Annotated in this window: 15 protein-coding genes; 5 read left to right on the forward strand and 10 right to left on the reverse strand. The window is 53.7% G+C overall.

Annotation, left to right across the window (positions count from 1 at the left end; all coding sequences use genetic code 11):
* Positions 1–37: 37 nt before the first annotated feature.
* A complete protein-coding gene (gene lexA / locus ABXG94_RS05260; RefSeq protein ID WP_353532749.1) occupies positions 38–742 on the forward strand; it encodes a transcriptional repressor LexA in 705 nt (234 codons plus the stop codon).
* On the opposite strand, the gene ABXG94_RS05265 is transcribed toward lexA, so the two are convergent.
* Positions 736–2802, reverse strand: coding sequence for a ComEC/Rec2 family competence protein (locus tag ABXG94_RS05265; RefSeq protein WP_353532751.1), 2067 nt, complete (start codon positions 2800–2802; stop codon positions 736–738). The genes lexA and ABXG94_RS05265 overlap by 7 nt on opposite strands.
* 79 nt (positions 2803–2881) lie before the next feature.
* On the opposite strand from ABXG94_RS05265, the gene gltX reads away from it, so the two are divergent.
* The 4 genes from gltX (at position 2882) to ABXG94_RS05285 (ending at position 7156) form a co-directional block, all read left to right on the forward strand.
* Positions 2882–4288 carry a glutamate--tRNA ligase gene (gene gltX / locus ABXG94_RS05270; RefSeq protein ID WP_353532752.1) on the forward strand — a complete coding sequence of 469 codons (1407 nt, stop codon included), beginning with the start codon at positions 2882–2884 and terminating at the stop codon, positions 4286–4288.
* Positions 4289–4376: 88 nt separating this feature from the next.
* Positions 4377–5672 (forward strand): citrate synthase, encoded by a 1296-nt coding sequence (gene gltA / locus ABXG94_RS05275; protein WP_353532753.1) that lies wholly within the window; start codon positions 4377–4379, stop codon positions 5670–5672.
* A 112-nt stretch (positions 5673–5784) separates the two neighbouring features.
* Positions 5785–6078, forward strand: coding sequence for a calcium-binding protein (locus tag ABXG94_RS05280; RefSeq protein WP_353532754.1), 294 nt, complete (start codon positions 5785–5787; stop codon positions 6076–6078).
* The gene (locus tag ABXG94_RS05285; protein WP_353532756.1) at positions 6032–7156 is read left to right on the forward strand and encodes a hypothetical protein; all 1125 of its coding nucleotides are present in this window, start codon (positions 6032–6034) and stop codon (positions 7154–7156) included. Before ABXG94_RS05280 ends, ABXG94_RS05285 begins: the two co-directional genes overlap by 47 nt.
* 34 nt (positions 7157–7190) lie before the next feature.
* On the opposite strand, the gene ABXG94_RS05290 is transcribed toward ABXG94_RS05285, so the two are convergent.
* The 9 genes from ABXG94_RS05290 to ABXG94_RS05330 all read right to left on the reverse strand — a co-directional run bounded on the left by ABXG94_RS05290 (position 7191) and on the right by ABXG94_RS05330 (position 15219).
* Positions 7191–7982, reverse strand: a complete 792-nt coding sequence (locus ABXG94_RS05290; RefSeq protein WP_353532757.1) for an enoyl-CoA hydratase-related protein — start codon at positions 7980–7982, stop codon at positions 7191–7193.
* A 68-nt stretch (positions 7983–8050) separates the two neighbouring features.
* The gene (locus tag ABXG94_RS05295; protein ID WP_353532758.1) at positions 8051–8503 is read right to left on the reverse strand and encodes a cytochrome c-type biogenesis protein; all 453 of its coding nucleotides are present in this window, start codon (positions 8501–8503) and stop codon (positions 8051–8053) included.
* Positions 8500–10473 (reverse strand): heme lyase CcmF/NrfE family subunit, encoded by a 1974-nt coding sequence (locus tag ABXG94_RS05300; protein ID WP_353532759.1) that lies wholly within the window; start codon positions 10471–10473, stop codon positions 8500–8502. Before ABXG94_RS05300 ends, ABXG94_RS05295 begins: the two co-directional genes overlap by 4 nt.
* Before the next feature lie 79 nt (positions 10474–10552).
* A complete protein-coding gene (locus ABXG94_RS05305) occupies positions 10553–11125 on the reverse strand; it encodes a holin family protein (RefSeq protein WP_353532760.1) in 573 nt (190 codons plus the stop codon).
* Complete coding sequence (locus ABXG94_RS05310) at positions 11116–11727, reverse strand: holin-associated N-acetylmuramidase (RefSeq protein WP_353532761.1); 612 nt, start codon at positions 11725–11727, stop codon at positions 11116–11118. Before ABXG94_RS05310 ends, ABXG94_RS05305 begins: the two co-directional genes overlap by 10 nt.
* Positions 11728–11872: 145 nt before the next feature.
* Positions 11873–12322, reverse strand: coding sequence for a cytochrome c maturation protein CcmE (gene ccmE / locus ABXG94_RS05315; RefSeq protein ID WP_353532762.1), 450 nt, complete (start codon positions 12320–12322; stop codon positions 11873–11875).
* Positions 12323–12353: 31 nt separating this feature from the next.
* The gene (gene argC, locus ABXG94_RS05320) at positions 12354–13382 is read right to left on the reverse strand and encodes an N-acetyl-gamma-glutamyl-phosphate reductase (protein WP_353532764.1); all 1029 of its coding nucleotides are present in this window, start codon (positions 13380–13382) and stop codon (positions 12354–12356) included.
* A 107-nt stretch (positions 13383–13489) separates the two neighbouring features.
* The gene (gene murI, locus ABXG94_RS05325; protein ID WP_353532765.1) at positions 13490–14302 is read right to left on the reverse strand and encodes a glutamate racemase; all 813 of its coding nucleotides are present in this window, start codon (positions 14300–14302) and stop codon (positions 13490–13492) included.
* A gap of 23 nt (positions 14303–14325) precedes the next feature.
* Positions 14326–15219 carry a lysophospholipid acyltransferase family protein gene (locus ABXG94_RS05330; RefSeq protein WP_353532766.1) on the reverse strand — a complete coding sequence of 298 codons (894 nt, stop codon included), beginning with the start codon at positions 15217–15219 and terminating at the stop codon, positions 14326–14328.
* Positions 15220–15306: the final 87 nt, after the last annotated feature.

Below are 15306 nucleotides of genomic sequence, written 5' to 3' on the forward strand. Positions count from 1 at the left end.
GGTAGAACAAAACCAAATAATTGGTGGAGTCGAGCAGATGCTAACCAAAAAACAACGCGACCTTTTGGAATTCATACATACCCGACTTCAAAAGGACGGGGTGCCACCCAGCTTTGACGAGATGAAAGACGCGCTGGATTTGCGATCAAAGTCCGGCATTCACCGCTTGATTACCGCGCTTGAAGAACGGGGCTTTATTCGTCGTTTGGCCCATCGCGCGCGCGCCATAGAGATTGTCAAATTACCAGACGGACTTGGCGCTGCAAAGACCGCTGGCTTTACCCCCAAGGTGATCGATGGCCCGCATCCTTCGCCCTCGGTGCCGGCAAACCCGATTTCCGACAATCCACAAATGTATGCGCGCGAGCTGCCTGTTATGGGTCAGATTGCTGCGGGCGTGCCAATCGAAGCGATCAGCCATGTGCATCATCATGTGGCTGTGCCGGGACAGATGCTGGGCAATGGTGGGCAACACTTCGCTTTGGAAGTCAAAGGCGACTCGATGATTGACGCCGGGATTAATGACGGCGATGTGGTGATTATCCGCGAAACCAGTACCGCAGATAACGGCGACATTGTTGTGGCGTTGATCGAAGATCAGGAAGCGACCTTAAAGAAGTTTTATCGTCGTGGGGCCTCCATTGCTCTTGAAGCGGCAAACCCCGCTTATGAGACGCGGGTTTTGCCGTCAGAAATGGTTAATGTGCAGGGCCGCTTGGTTGGGCTGATCCGCAACTATTGAGGCGGATCGCTTGCGGATTTATCCGTTTGTTTTGGTGAGGACCACGGGCGATTGCCCCTGAGATCTAAAACTGAGGTAATGGTGACTCCCTTTGCCGTATCTCTAATGGCCAATGCCCCGGTTGTACGCAGTTTTTTGGCATCAAACACCAAACACTTCGGCGCCATTTTCAGAGGTTGCTGGGTCACAAGAATGTCTTGAGGCTGACATCCGATAAATTCCGCAGCGGCGCGTTTGCCGCGAATATGCCATAGGGTGCCGCCGGCAAAATCCACCGCAAACAAACCGTTTTTGGATCGCAAGCCACCACGATTGGCCGCATTGCTCTGCAACACATCGTCGCCATCGTTCTCTAACCAGTTTTGAGCCACAAACCCCTGCCCCTTTGGCTGGCTAAGAATGCGCCCCTGTCCAGACAATACACCAACCAGGCCCCCCGTTTCCGCAATCAACACATCGGGACGGTCGGCGTGAAACCACAGCCAAAGACCCAGAAAAACCGGTAAGGCACCGGAAACACGAAGCTTTCCGCGCCAAAGGATCAACACCAAAGATCCCAATGAAATCAAAGGCAACACGGCGCTTGGTGGGGTGGGAACGGCGCGGCGTGCCCCCTGAAGGCCGGCAAAAAAGTCAGCCACACCCAGGATCCATTCAAGCCCCCATCCCATGATAATCAGCCCCCAATGCTCAAGCCCCAAGGGGGCCAGGCAGGCCGCTAGAACTGCTGCCGGAATGACCACAAACCCCATCATCGGCACGGCCAATAGATTGGCAGGCAGGCCGTAAAGCGCCCATTGATTGAAATGCGCGGCAGCAAACGGTGCGGTGGCTGCACCCGCCACAAAAGACGAAACACATAATGCCAATAGCGTGCGCCCCCAGCGGCCTCCCGCGTTCTCAAAACGCCCCCGCAAAGCAGAAAACACCGCGATCAACGCCGTGGTTGCCGCAAAGGACATCTGAAAACCTGGTGAAAACAGGCTTTCTGGACGCAAGATCAAAACGATCATGGCCGCCATAGCCACCGCGCGCAGCGACAGGGCACGGCGCTCTAACATAACAGCCACAAGCGCCACCGCCGCCATCACATAAGCGCGTTCCGTTGCAACACTGGCACCAGACAGCAGCAAATAGCCCGTTGCACCCACAAGGGCCAAGGCGGCAGCGATCTTTTTGACAGGCAATCGCAATGCAACTGAGGGCAGGATCACAAAGCCACAACGTATTGTGGCAAAAACGAAACTGGCGAGCAGCCCCATATGAAGCCCGGAAATGGCCAAAAGATGTGCCAGATTTGTGGTGCGTAGCGACTTTAACGCGGTTTGCGAAATGCCGCTGCGATCGCCGGTCGTTACCGCAGCAGCAAAGCCGCCAATGTCAGCATCCAGTCTTGATTGAACTGACCGGGACAGCCGGTGTCTGATGGTTAAAACCCGCAGGTTTTTGGGCGGGCCACGCAATTCAAGAGCCGGGACACGGGTATAGCCGAGCCCCCCAAGTTTCAAAAACCAGGCGTGTCGCTGAAAATCAAAACCGCCAGGTTCAACCGGCCCATTTGGCGGCCCAAGGTGGCCCGTCATTCCCACCCATTGAAACGGTTCAGGTCTATACCAGTCCTGCGGCCCGTGCAGCGAAACCCGCACCCGCTTGGGTGTTTTATCTGGGGGCATTTTGCTTAGAATAACCTGATCTAAGGTCAGGCGCAGGGCCGAACTGGAGGACCGATCAATCTTGATAACCCGCCCCTGAATCGGCCCATAATAGCGATATTCCAGCCGCGGGGCTGCACTCAAATGGGCGCGAAGATCCGCCCAGAAGATGCCAGAAATCATCACCAACCCCGCCATTAGGACAGAGGCCGTTCCGAGTGGCAGCCGTTTTCGCAAGGCAAGCAATACGATTGCGATCAAAACCAAGGTGATATGATGCTTTGGCGCAGGTTCAAATGACACCGCGAAGTAAATTCCGATGCCAATGCCAAAACTGATGGGAACCCAAAGGAAGAGATGCCCACGTTGGGCCAATAACGCTTGTTCGATCCTGGTGAATATCTGCAACCCTTGTCCTTAATCGGTGTGACGGATAGACAGGCCTCAAATCTATTCCAATATTGGTTACTGAAAGGTTAAGCCCGTCATGTCTGGACCGGTTGTCACCCGCTTTGCTCCTTCGCCTACGGGTTTTCTTCATATCGGCGGTGCTCGTACCGCGTTGTTTAACTGGCTTTATGCCCGCGGTCGTGGTGGCAAATTCTTGCTGCGGATCGAAGATACCGATCGCGAGCGGTCTACGCCGGAAGCCACGGCTGCCATTTTACAGGGTATGAATTGGCTGGGATTGGATCACGACGGAGAAGTGATCAGCCAGTTTGAAGGCGCGGCGCGCCATGCCGAAGTTGCTTTGCAGCTTTTGGCGGAGGGCAAGGCCTATAAATGTTTTGCATCACAGGATGAAATCGCTGAATTCCGCGAGGCTGCCCGCGCCGAGGGAAAATCCACTTTGTATCGCAGCCCTTGGCGAGATGCGGATGCAGCGTCGCATCCGGATGCGCCTTATGTGGTGCGTATCAAGTCACCGTTAGACGGCACAACAGTGATCAAGGATCAGGTGCAAGGCGATGTCACCATCCGCAACGATCAGCTGGACGATATGGTGCTGCTGCGTTCTGATGGCAGCCCGGTCTATATGCTGGCGGTGGTTGTTGATGACCATGATATGGGCGTGACCCATGTTATTCGCGGCGATGACCACCTGAATAATGCCGCGCGTCAGATGATGATTTATGATGCGATGGGCTGGGACGTTCCGGTTTGGGCGCATATCCCGCTGATTTTTGGCGGCGATGGCAAAAAACTTTCCAAACGCCACGGGGCAACCGGCGCACAGGAATATCAGGCGATGGGCTATCCCGCCGCAGGTATGCGCAATTATTTGGCGCGTCTGGGTTGGAGCCACGGGGATGATGAGTTTTTTAGTGATGCACAGGCCAAAGAGTGGTTTGACTTCAAGGGCATCGGCAAGTCGCCTGCGCGTTTTGACTTTAAGAAACTCGAAAATCTTTGTGGGCAACATATTGCACAAACCGACGATGCCGCACTGCTGCATGAATTGGGGGCCTATTTGGCCGCCATAGGGGAAGATCCGTTGCCAGACGCAACTTTTTTACTTTTTGAAGCGGGCATGTATTGCCTAAAAGATCGCGCCAAGACCTTCCCGCAACTTCTTGAAAAAGCTGAATTTATACTGTCAGAACGCCCCATTCAACCGGACCAGAAAGCTTCAAAAAACCTTGATGATGTATCCCGTGGTATACTGATTGAATTGACGCCGCAGCTGCAAAATGCTAGCTGGTCACGCGACGGACTTGAGGCAGTCACAAATTCTTTCACGGAAGCGAAAGATATAAAATTCGGCAAGATCGCTGGCCCCTTGCGGGCAGCATTGGCTGGCCGAGCTGTGACCCCAAGCGTGTTTGATATGATGCTCGTACTTGGGCGCGACGAGAGCATCGCGCGCCTGCAGGACGCAGCGACACAGACATAAGGCAGAGGTTGGAACCAAACCTTGGTCTTGTGCAGAGACATACGCCCCCGGCGAATTGCGCCTGGGGTCTTACGAGGAAGGGAAACCAATGACCGACAGCAAGAAATCCGCGACGCTAACGATTGATGATGCGTCCTTTGACCTGCCGATCTACTCTCCGACCGCTGGTCCGGATGTGCTCGATATTCGCAAGCTTTATGCGCAAGCTGGTGTCTTTACTTATGATCCAGGTTTCACATCAACGGCGTCTTGTGATTCCACCATCACGTTCATTGATGGCGGCAAAGGCGAGCTGCTGCACCGCGGGTATCCGATCGACCAACTGGCCGGAAAGTCGCATTACCTAGAAGTTTGCTATCTGCTGCTTTATGGTGAACTGCCTTCGGCCACAGAATTGGAAGATTTTGAAGAGCGCGTGACACATCACACGATGATTCACGAGCAAATGGCGAACTTTTTCCGCGGGTTCCGCCGTGACGCGCACCCAATGGCAATCATCACCGGTGTGGTGGGCGCGATGTCTGCGTTTTATCACGACTCGACCGATGTGTCAGATCCCTGGCAGCGCGAAGTTGCCTCTATTCGCTTGATTGCAAAGATGCCGACCATTGTTGCTATGGCCTATAAATACACCATCGGTCAGCCTTTTGTGTATCCACGCAACGATCTGGATTATGCCTCGAACTTCCTGCGTATGTGCTTTGCGGTTCCTGCTGAAGAATACGAAGTGAACCCGATCCTCGCGCGCGCAATGGACCGGATCTTTACCTTGCATGCTGACCACGAGCAGAACGCTTCGACGTCGACAGTGCGACTGGCCTCTTCTTCGGGTGCAAACCCATTTGCCTGTATCGCAGCCGGTGTGGCCTGCTTGTGGGGCCCTGCCCACGGTGGTGCAAACCAAGCTTGCCTAGAGATGCTGCGTGAAATCGGTACGGTTGACCGTATTCCAGAATTCATCGCGCGGGCAAAAGACAAGGACGATCCATTCCGTCTGATGGGCTTTGGTCACCGGGTTTATAAGAACGTCGACCCACGCGCGACGGTTTTGAAACAGTCTGCTGACGAAGTGCTTGAACTGCTGGGTGTTGAAAACAACCCATTGCTGCAGGTTGCAAAAGAGCTGGAACGAACAGCGCTGAATGACCCGTATTTTGTCGAGAAGAAACTGTTCCCGAATGTGGATTTCTATTCTGGCATCATCCTCGAGGCGATGGGTTTCCCAACTTCGATGTTCACACCAATCTTTGCGCTGTCGCGTACCGTTGGTTGGATTTCCCAGTGGAAAGAAATGATCAGCGATCCTGGCATGAAGATCGGCCGTCCACGTCAGCTGTACACCGGCGCAACCCTGCGGGATTACGTCGATATCGAAAATCGATAAACGGTTCTCGAAACAAATCAGAAAAAGCCACCAAAATTCTTGGTGGCTTTTTTTTTGCCCACGCTAATGTGTAAGTATCTATATTTGTGGTCTATTTTTTTGAGTATTAAAAATGTCGCTATTCCTTTTTCTACTTTTGCCCGCTGTCGCGCTTTCGGCGATTTCATTTGGATCAAACGACACGGATGATCAGGAACCGACTGACGAAGACGGCGATCTGCTTGTTGGAGACGACGAAGATGACCTGCTTGCAGGCGGCGGTGCCGACGACACTTTGTACGGAAATGACGGTAACGATACGCTAAATGGCAATGCCGGCGATGATACTCTGCGCGGTGGTGAAGGCTCAGATATTCTTGATGCCGGGGCTGGCGACGACTTTTTGCGGGGGGGGGCATGGAAATGATGTCCTGATCGGCAGTGGCGGCCAAGATACAATGATTGGCGATGCGGGCAATGATGTATTTATAGGCACAACACTTGATCAAAACGTCGCAACAGATGACCTTGCGGGTGCAGGAATTCTTGATGTTCTCACACAGGCTTTCTCCACTACAGAGGAACTCGCCACAGATATAAGCGGTGCGGATTCCATGCTTGGTGGCGCAGGAGATGATTTCTTCTTAACCGGTGCAGGCGACACCGTGATTGGCGGTCAAGGCCAGGATTGGTTTGTTGCACATGCTGGCCAAGATAGCCCCACGGTAATACATGATTTCAATCCCTCAGATACTTTGGTGATTACATTTGACGGAGGAAATGGCCTTCCAAGCCCCGGAATATATTATGATAGCGATGAAAACCCCTATATAGCCGCTGACGGAAACACTGTTTTCAGGTTTACCAGTGAGAGCAACGGGCTTTCATACGACAATATTCTTTTTTATGACCGTTCTGACCCAGAGTCAGGATTGCAACGTTTCGAGCACATAAGCCCTTTTGTTGGCGGAAGCGGGGACGATACGATTTCAGCAGCGGCCGGAAATCGAATTTCTGGTGGAGATGGCGACGATCAACTTCAGCTTACTGAAAGGACCTTCTATGATATTTATGTTGGCTCAGGAGATCCAGCAGTGCTTTTTGGAGGCGGTTCCTTAGATGGAAATGCAGGCGACGATACGCTTTCGATCGAAATCGATCGTTTCCAAGATACAAATGGCCGTGCCTTCACAAATTCGACTCAATTTACCGGCGGCGATGGAAACGACACGTTCAGATTGGCTTTTGAGTATGACAATCTTGGTGAATACTTATTCAATAGAGACGATCAAATAATTGAAATCACCGACTACAACCCTGACGAAGATACAATTGTATTAGAAACCAATAGAGATATGGGAGAAATCTCGATTGCTGTTCAGGAAAATGGGGACGCCTTAATCCTAATCGGCGAAACACAAGCTATACTGGTTGTTGGCGGAGGGGAAACGCTAACTATAGACGACATTCAGTTTATTGACACGTCAGAGGAGAGCAGCACCTAGCACTGCTCTTTCGCTCTGGCGTGTTTTTTTAGGCCTACCGTCCTTCGTAATTGGCTGGGCGTTTTTCTAGGAAAGCCACAACGCCTTCTTGGAAATCGCGGGTTTTGCCGCAGGCCCCTTGCAACTTGGCCTCGTGCGCCAATTGTTCATCAAAAGAATTGCCCCAACTGTTGCGCAGGGCCTCTTTGATACGACTGTAGGCTGCGGTGGGGCCATTGGCCAAATGTGCGGCGCGGGCTTTCCAGTGGGCGTCAAAGGCATCGTCTGCCACATGTTCCCAGATCATACCCCAATCGTCGGCTTGCTTGGCGCTGATCTTATCTGCAAATAGCGCCGCACCCATGGCCTTTGCCATGCCCATTTGGCGAGGTAAATTGTAAGTGCCGCCTGCGTCGGGCATCAGTCCAATACGCGCGAAGGCCTGTACAAAGAAGGCGCTTTCGCTGGCAATCACCACATCCGCAGACAGGGCAAGGTTAGCCCCTGCCCCCGCCGCAGCGCCGTTGACAGCTGCAATAACCGGATAAGGGCAATCCAGAATGGCGCGGATCATTGGCGTGTATTCGTCGCGCAGGGTTCGCTCGAGATCAAGCGTTGCCGCGTTGCCGCTGTCGCCAAGGTCTTGGCCTGAACAAAAGGCCTTTCCTGCGCCGGTCAAAACCACAACACGCAAGCCGCTGTTGTGCCCGTGCAACGACACCTCACGCAGCGCATGGGTGATCTCTGCCCGCATCTGGGCGTTCAGCGCGTTCATTTTTTCAGGGCGGTTCAGTGTAATGGTCGCGACGCCGTTTGCGGTGTCAAATTGTATTGCTTGATATTCCATCAGAGCCTCGTATCGGGGTTTGGATGAAAGATAGGTGTTCCTGTGCAAGTGTGAAGGGCAACCCTGCGTCAATCTTTAAGGATTTCCTTCAGGCGTGCTTTTTCTTGCTCTGTCAGCCCTTTGTCAGCAGATTTGGAGACCCGCGCGCGCCGTCTAAGGTACATGCCCCCGACGCCAAGCGCCAACAGCAACATGCCCGGCCCTGCGGCCCATAGTACAAGATTGCTGCCGCCGGTCTGGGGTTTGAGCAGAACATATTCGCCATACCGGGCGACGATGAAATCCATGACTTGTGCATCGCTGTCCCCGCCCACCAAACGTTCGCGCACCAACAGGCGCAGATCACGGGCGATATCAGCGTTGCTGTCATCAATGCTTTCGTTGCGGCAGACCAGACACCGCAGCTCTTTTGAGAGCTCACGCGCACGTGCTTCGAGCTGGGGGTCTGAAAGCACTTCGTCGGGTTGAACCGCCCAAACCGGCGCTGCCAGCATTAGAAATATCAAAACCAGACGTTTCATTCTGCGGGCACTCCCTGGGCTTTGTTCTTTTTGGCACCCGCTGCGACTCGGAACCTGCGATCAGCCAAGCTGAAACAGCCGCCCAGAGCCATCAACAACGTTCCAAGCCAGATCCAATTGGTCAGAGGTTTGATATAGGTGCGCATGGTAAAGCCGCCATCATCTTGCGCGTCACCAATCACCACATAGACATCGCGCCAAACCCGGTAATCGATCGCCGCTTCGGTGGTGGGCATGGCTGCAACGGGGTAGACCCGTTTTTCAGGATGCAGCATCGCCACTTCGCTGCCGGCCTTGCGCAGGCGAACGTCAGCCATAGTTGAGAGGTAGTTTGGACCTGCAACATCCGCAACATTTTCCAAGGTTAGCTCATAGGCCCCAACCGTGAAGGGCTGGTTCAGATAGGCGACGCGAATGTCTTCTTGCTCCCAGGCCATCAGCCCTGAGATGCCAAACATAGTGATCCCCATTCCGCCATGCGCAATCGCCTTGCCCCAATCCGCACCCGGCAACCGTTTGAGCCTTGCCAGCCGGGCGGTGATCCCGCCTTTGCCGGTGCGACCAAACAGATCGATAACGGCACCCAATACGATCCAGGTTGCCAGCAACAAGCCAACGGGACCCAGCAAGCTGCGGCCGGTTTGCAAAGTCCAAACCAGACCAGAAAGCGCGAGGGCAAAGATCAAGGCAGGTATGAGTTTTTTGGTGATCCGCCCTAGTTTAGCGCGTTTCCACGGCAACATCGCCCCGATGGGCAAAAGCGCCCCCAGGGCAATCATGAAGGGCGTGAAAGCCAGATTGAAAAAGGGCGGGCCGACGCTGAGCGTGCGCTGAAAGAACAGCTCTGAAACCAAGGGCCAAATTGTGCCGATAAAGACAACAAAACACGCCACCGCCAAAAGGATATTGTTAAGCACCAACATGCTTTCACGGCTGACAATACCAAACAGACCGCGCGCTTCCAGTGCGGTTGCGCGGGCGGCGTAAAGCATCAGCGCTCCGCCAACAAACAGGCCCAGAATGGCCAGAATAAAGATACCACGTTCGGGGTCATTGGCGAAGGCATGTACCGAGGTGATCACACCCGAGCGTACGATAAACGTGCCAATCAGCGAGAAGCCAAAGGCTAGGATCGCCAGCAGAATGGTCCAGCTTTTTAGGGATTCGCGTTTTTCTACGACAATGGCAGAGTGTAGCAATGCGGTGGCCAAAAGCCATGGCATGAACGACGCGTTTTCAACCGGATCCCAGAACCAAAACCCGCCCCAGCCCAGCTCGTAATAGGCCCACCAAGAGCCAAGCGCGATACCGATGGTCAAAAAGATCCAAGCCGCAAGCGTCCATGGGCGCACCCACCGGCCCCAGGCGGCATCAACGCGGCCCTCGATCAGGGCGGCGACTGCAAACGAGAACGCAAGGCTTAGACCGACATACCCAAGGTACAAAAACGGCGGGTGAAACGCGAGGCCGGGATCTTGCAGCAGCGGGTTCAATCCCAGCCCGTCAAAAGGCACGTCTTTCATGCGTAAAAACGGATTAGACGTAAACAGGATGAAGGCAAAAAACGCAACCGCGACAGAGGATTGCACCGCAAGCGCGCGGGCACGCAATGTCGCAGGCAGATTGCCGCCAAACCAACTGAGACAGGCCCCAAAAAAGGTCAGGATCAGCAACCAAAGCAAGATCGACCCTTCGTGATTGCCCCAGACTCCGCTGATTTTATAGAGCAGCGGCTTCAGAGTGTGTGAATTGAGATAGACCAAGCGCACAGAAAAGTCAGAAACCACAAATGCGTGCGTCAACGCTGCAAAGGAAAACCCCGTCAAAAGGAATTGCGCCGTGGCGGCGGGTTCAGCCATGGCCATCCAGCCGGGCCAGCGTTTATGCGCCCCTATCAAAGGAACAATTGTCTGCACAATCGCAATGCAGGCGGCGAGGATAAGGGCGAAATGGCCGAGCTCTGTAATCATGCTTTGGATATACGCCTGTGCGACCGACAAGCCAATTCAAATCGACGTGCAGATGCGCTGCGATGTGTCGCGGGATGCGTTATTCTTGGCGTTGTTTGGCGCGCCAATCTTCTAGCGCTGGATTGTCCCCCGATTTTGGAAGCGGCGCATCGGTCTGTGCTATCTTACTTGAGATTTGCTGCGGGGACGGATGTGGCTCTGCCTCACGGAGAACTTGCAACAAGCGTTGGTTTTGAGACAAGTTTCGCAGCATATTTCTCTGAAATTCCTGGCCTTTCATCTGGTGACGTGCGCCAAAATAGAAGCTGACAACAACTCCGAGCAACCACCATAGCGGGTCTGGCACCAGCGCAATGCCCTGCATCCGCAATGCAAATCCTTGGGGATTGATCATGGCGGCGGTAAATAGCCCCAAACAGCCCAATGCCATCATGGGTCTGGGCAATCGATTGACCGCATCCATGAAACGATCAAATCGACCGCGTTGTCCCGGAAGAAACTCTGCTGCAAATTGCGACAAGGCCTGTTCCCGACCTTGGTGATCGCGGGTCGCGCCAGATTCAGTATTTTCACGAAATACTTCGGCTGTCTCGCGCAACACATTGCGGCCATTGCCAAAAATCAGGTCAAATAGCGACGTTATTAACCCCATGCTGATGTCCTTTTTGAAAATTCATCTTGGCTGAGGTGATAGCGGCGCGAGATAAAAGCCTCGGCGCGTATTATCCAGCCGCCTTTGTTACCTGCGCGTGTGCGGGCGTATTTACGGGACGCAGGGCGCGCATCCGCCAGTTTGAAATAGAAATTCCTGCGCGCAATTCCATAGGCGTCAACGATGTGATCTGGGGCCAGAGCCACCGCGGTTTCTGCGGCTGCAATGGTGTTGGGGCCGATCTTGCCATCGACGGAAATTTCCTGACCCATCTGACACAACAACTGCTGCAAGATCTTGACCGCATTGGCCCCGGAATTCACCTGCATATCAAACACGCTAGCCCGCAGCGCTTTGGGTAAAGCAGCGATTCCCGGCTGTTCATAATAGTGACGTAAAAAGATATCGACGGCTTGGCGGCGGGTGAGTTTTGCGACATCTGTTTGATCGATTTTACCATCTTTGTTGACGTCCAAACCCAACCTGCGCAACGTGCCAATTGTCACGCCAAAATTTGTCGCCCCACCCGGATCATGCGGGTCATCTACAAAGCCGCCTTCGCGGTTAACGATTTCTTCTGCGATTTGCCTTGCGGTTTTCATGAGCTGTCCTTTGACGGTTACACATGAAAACTTGCTAGGGATTGGTTAAAGCGCCACCTGCATGCCGCTCTGTAGATTGGCAACGGCACATGCAAAAAGGGCCAGCGGAATACGCCAGCCCTTTTTCTTTAGATCAGTATGAAGCCTAGGACTCTGTTTCTGGCTCGACATAGACGCCTTGTTCTTTGAGGGCGTCGATCACCTCTTTAGGCATGTATGTTTCATCGTGTTTTGCCAAAATTTCAGAGGCTTGGAAGGTGCCGTCGATGTATCGACCCGTGCCGATCATTCCCTGATTTTCTTCAAACAGGTCAGGCAATACGCCGGTGAAAGCCACATTCACGATGCCGCCGCCGTCAGTCACGCGAAAGGTGATGGTGTCACCCTGCCCGCGCACCAAAGAGCCTTCTTGGACAAGGCCCCCAATGCGGAAGACTTCGTTGGCGGCCGGTGGTTCTGCAATCACCTGAGTTGGAGACCGGAAAAAGTTAATGCCATCGCGCATCGCGTAGCCGATCAACGCAGTTGACAGCGCCAAGGACACAACAGCCAAGGCAATCACTTGTATGCGACGTTTCTTTTTCAGGCTTTTCATCGCCCTCTCCTTTGGTTTTCAGCCCTGCCCTTTAAGGGAAACAGGGTGCCAGCATCAAGCCAGCGGTCTCTTCTTCACCTAACATCAAGTTGGCATTTTGCAACGCCTGGCCACTTGAGCCTTTGGTGAGGTTATCAAGTGCCGCAATCACAATGGCACGGCCGTCGATGCGGTCGGCGACAACACCGATGTGACAGAAGTTGCTGCCGCGCACATGGCGCGTGCTTGGGGCTTGACCATAGGGTAGCATTTCGATGAATGGCTCATCTGCATAACTGGCAACCAATGTGTCATAGATCACCTGAGCATCTCCTTGCACATAGACGGTTGCAAGAATGCCGCGGTTCGCTGGCACCAGATGCGGCGTGAACTGCACTTTGACGGGACGGCCCGCAAGCGCGCTGAACTCTTGGTCAAACTCGCCCAAATGGCGGTGTGTGCCGCCAATGGCATAGGCGTGATATCCTTCGCTAAGCTCGGCATGCAGCAGGTTTTCCTTAAGTGAACGTCCTGCGCCGGATACTGCACATTTTAGGTCAAGAATGATCTGATCTAGATCAATCACTCCGGCGGCGATCAGTGGCCGCAAAGCATATTGGCCGGTGGCCGCATTACAGCCCGTGCCGGCCACCAAACGCGCGGTCTTGATGTCGTCCCGGTAAAACTCGGTCAACCCATAGACCGCTTCGGCCTGCTGCTGAAGCGCATCATGCTGCCCGCCATACCATTTGACGTATTCTTCTGGATCACGCAGCCGGAAGTCAGCTGACAGATCAACGATTTTCACCGTTTCCGGCAGCTCGCGGATAACCTTTTGGCTAGTGGCATGTGGCAGGCCACAAAACACCAAATCAACTGCGGAAAAGTCGATCTCTTCGATCTTGACGAGGTCCGGCAAGTCTAGGTGACGCAAATGCGGAAAGACATCAGCCATGGCCATGCCCGCTTTGGAATTTGCGGCAAGCGCCACGATTTGCATCGAGGGATGTGTGGAAATCAAACGGACCAATTCGGCACCGGTATAGCCACTGGCACCCAGAATTGCGATTTTATGGGTCATAATTGCCCTACCTTTATCGTTTAGCACAGACACAATGCGCCCATGATCAGCCCCTTTGAGGCCAGAATGTCGAATTAGCAGTTATTTACGGCGCGCCGCCGGTTTCATCAAGCCGCAGTGAATTCGATGCGTCGTCGCAAGAATTGTGTTGCTCGGTCAGAAACCTGGCCAGGATCGCCAGTTGTCAGGAATATGTTTTCCGTGCCGCTGCCGCGCATTTTCGGGTGACGTTCAAGATAGTCGCTGAGACTGTCCGCCACCAAATTGGCTTGGCTATAGACTTTGACATGTGCGCCCAATGCGTCCTGAAAGGTCTGTTGCATCAAAGGATAATGCGTGCAGCCAAGGATCGCGGCCTCTGGCTCTGGCATTTTTCGGGTCAAGGCGCTGACATGGCTGCGCACCAAAGCTTCGGCCAAGATCAAATCGCCGTCTTCGATGGCATCGACCACACCGCCACAGGCCTGCGCTTCGACGTCCACACCGATGGCGCGAAAGGCCAATTCGCGTTGAAACGCACGGCTTGAAACGGTTGCAGGAGTGGCAAACAGAGCCACATGTTTCACCGCCACTTCGCGCGGCGGGCTGTTGTCGCCCCACTCGCGTTCGGTCATGGCTTCGATCAAAGGCACAAATACGCCCAACACCCGTTTGTCCTCGGGCAGCCAGCGTTCTTGCATACGGCGCAGTGCGGCCGCGCTGGCCGTGTTACATGCCAAGATCACCAAATCACAGCCCGCGTCCCACAGACGTTCTACGGCAAAAGTGGTTTTTTCAAAGATATCGTCAGCGTCGCGCACGCCATAGGGCGCATGAGCATTATCGCCAAAATACACCAATGGGACGTCAGGCAAACGTTTGCTTACTGCGTCATATACAGTCAGGCCGCCCAAGCCACTGTCAAAAATTCCTACTGCCATCTTTGCGCCCCTTAGATCAAGGTCTATTTATGAGACTTTGCGTCCCGATATTTCTCTTCGAATTCAAACCCATATGGGACCGACCCACCCGAATTTGGAGACAGAGCATAGGTCTGTTGCCGAAGGAAGTCCATGAGGCCTTTGGTATCGTGTGCACGTTGATCAAGCGCGGCGCGTTCGATGGGTTTGCCAACAATGATACGCACGGGGCCGTCTACCCGGCGCTTAAATTCCCTGATTAAAAAACCCATGCGCAATGTATAGTGAAGATGGCTGGCCACTTGAAACAAGCGCGAGGTGGTGCCGTCAAAATAAATGGGCACAACCTGTGCATTGGATTTTGCGACCATGCGGGCGGTAAAGCCACGCCAGACCGGATCAAACGCAGGACCAAAGGGGCGCGCTGCGGTGCTTACGGTGCCACCAGGAAAGATTCCAATGGCCCCGCCGTCTTTCAGGAAATCAAGCGCGGCTTTTCGAGTGTTAAGGTTCAAGCGCATCGCTTCTTTTGAATTGTCAAAGCTGATTGGCAAGATGATGCGATTTAAGGCGTCGGCTTTGCGAAAGACCTGATGTGCCAAAATGCGAAACTCGCCGCGCAGCTCGGTCAATATTTGTCCCATCATCAGACCATCCAAAATGCCATAAGGATGATTAGCCACCAGAATCAAAGGCCCGCTGTTTGGGATCGCATCCAGCGATCCGCCCATAATTTCAAGTTTCAAGCCGTAACGTTCAACCATGATCTGCCAAAAATCCCGGCCCATCGCGACTTCGTTCTCATAGCCTTGCGCGCGCTTTATCAGGCCAATACGACCTGTGGTGTTTTCCATCAGTTTGATCATCATGCGCCCGGCCCCAGTAGAGGCTGAATGGGCATAACTGATATCTCTTATGACTTCACGTTGCGAAGACATATGGCTCCCTTTCAGATTTCCCCATTGCATAGGTTGCCATCAGAAACGCGAACAGCCCCAAAAATGGGGCTGCTGCAGTTTGAACTA

The organism is Cognatishimia sp. WU-CL00825, from assembly GCF_040364665.1.
Classification (GTDB): domain Bacteria; phylum Pseudomonadota; class Alphaproteobacteria; order Rhodobacterales; family Rhodobacteraceae; genus Cognatishimia.

Bases quoted from the DNA above. Each gene is read 5' to 3' on its own strand.
- lexA (WP_353532749.1), top strand. From the start codon at position 38: ATGCTAACCAAAAAACAACGCGACCTTTTGGAATTCATACATACCCGA.
- gltX (WP_353532752.1), top strand. From the start codon at position 2,882: ATGTCTGGACCGGTTGTCACCCGCTTTGCTCCTTCGCCTACGGGTTTT.
- gltA (WP_353532753.1), top strand. From the start codon at position 4,377: ATGACCGACAGCAAGAAATCCGCGACGCTAACGATTGATGATGCGTCC.
- ABXG94_RS05280 (WP_353532754.1), top strand. From the start codon at position 5,785: ATGTCGCTATTCCTTTTTCTACTTTTGCCCGCTGTCGCGCTTTCGGCG.
- ABXG94_RS05285 (WP_353532756.1), top strand. From the start codon at position 6,032: ATGCCGGGGCTGGCGACGACTTTTTGCGGGGGGGGGCATGGAAATGAT.
- ABXG94_RS05290 (WP_353532757.1), bottom strand. From the start codon at position 7,982: ATGGAATATCAAGCAATACAATTTGACACCGCAAACGGCGTCGCGACC.
- ABXG94_RS05295 (WP_353532758.1), bottom strand. From the start codon at position 8,503: ATGAAACGTCTGGTTTTGATATTTCTAATGCTGGCAGCGCCGGTTTGG.
- ABXG94_RS05300 (WP_353532759.1), bottom strand. From the start codon at position 10,473: ATGATTACAGAGCTCGGCCATTTCGCCCTTATCCTCGCCGCCTGCATT.
- ABXG94_RS05305 (WP_353532760.1), bottom strand. From the start codon at position 11,125: ATGGGGTTAATAACGTCGCTATTTGACCTGATTTTTGGCAATGGCCGC.
- ABXG94_RS05310 (WP_353532761.1), bottom strand. From the start codon at position 11,727: ATGAAAACCGCAAGGCAAATCGCAGAAGAAATCGTTAACCGCGAAGGC.
- ccmE (WP_353532762.1), bottom strand. From the start codon at position 12,322: ATGAAAAGCCTGAAAAAGAAACGTCGCATACAAGTGATTGCCTTGGCT.
- argC (WP_353532764.1), bottom strand. From the start codon at position 13,382: ATGACCCATAAAATCGCAATTCTGGGTGCCAGTGGCTATACCGGTGCC.
- murI (WP_353532765.1), bottom strand. From the start codon at position 14,302: ATGGCAGTAGGAATTTTTGACAGTGGCTTGGGCGGCCTGACTGTATAT.
- ABXG94_RS05330 (WP_353532766.1), bottom strand. From the start codon at position 15,219: ATGTCTTCGCAACGTGAAGTCATAAGAGATATCAGTTATGCCCATTCA.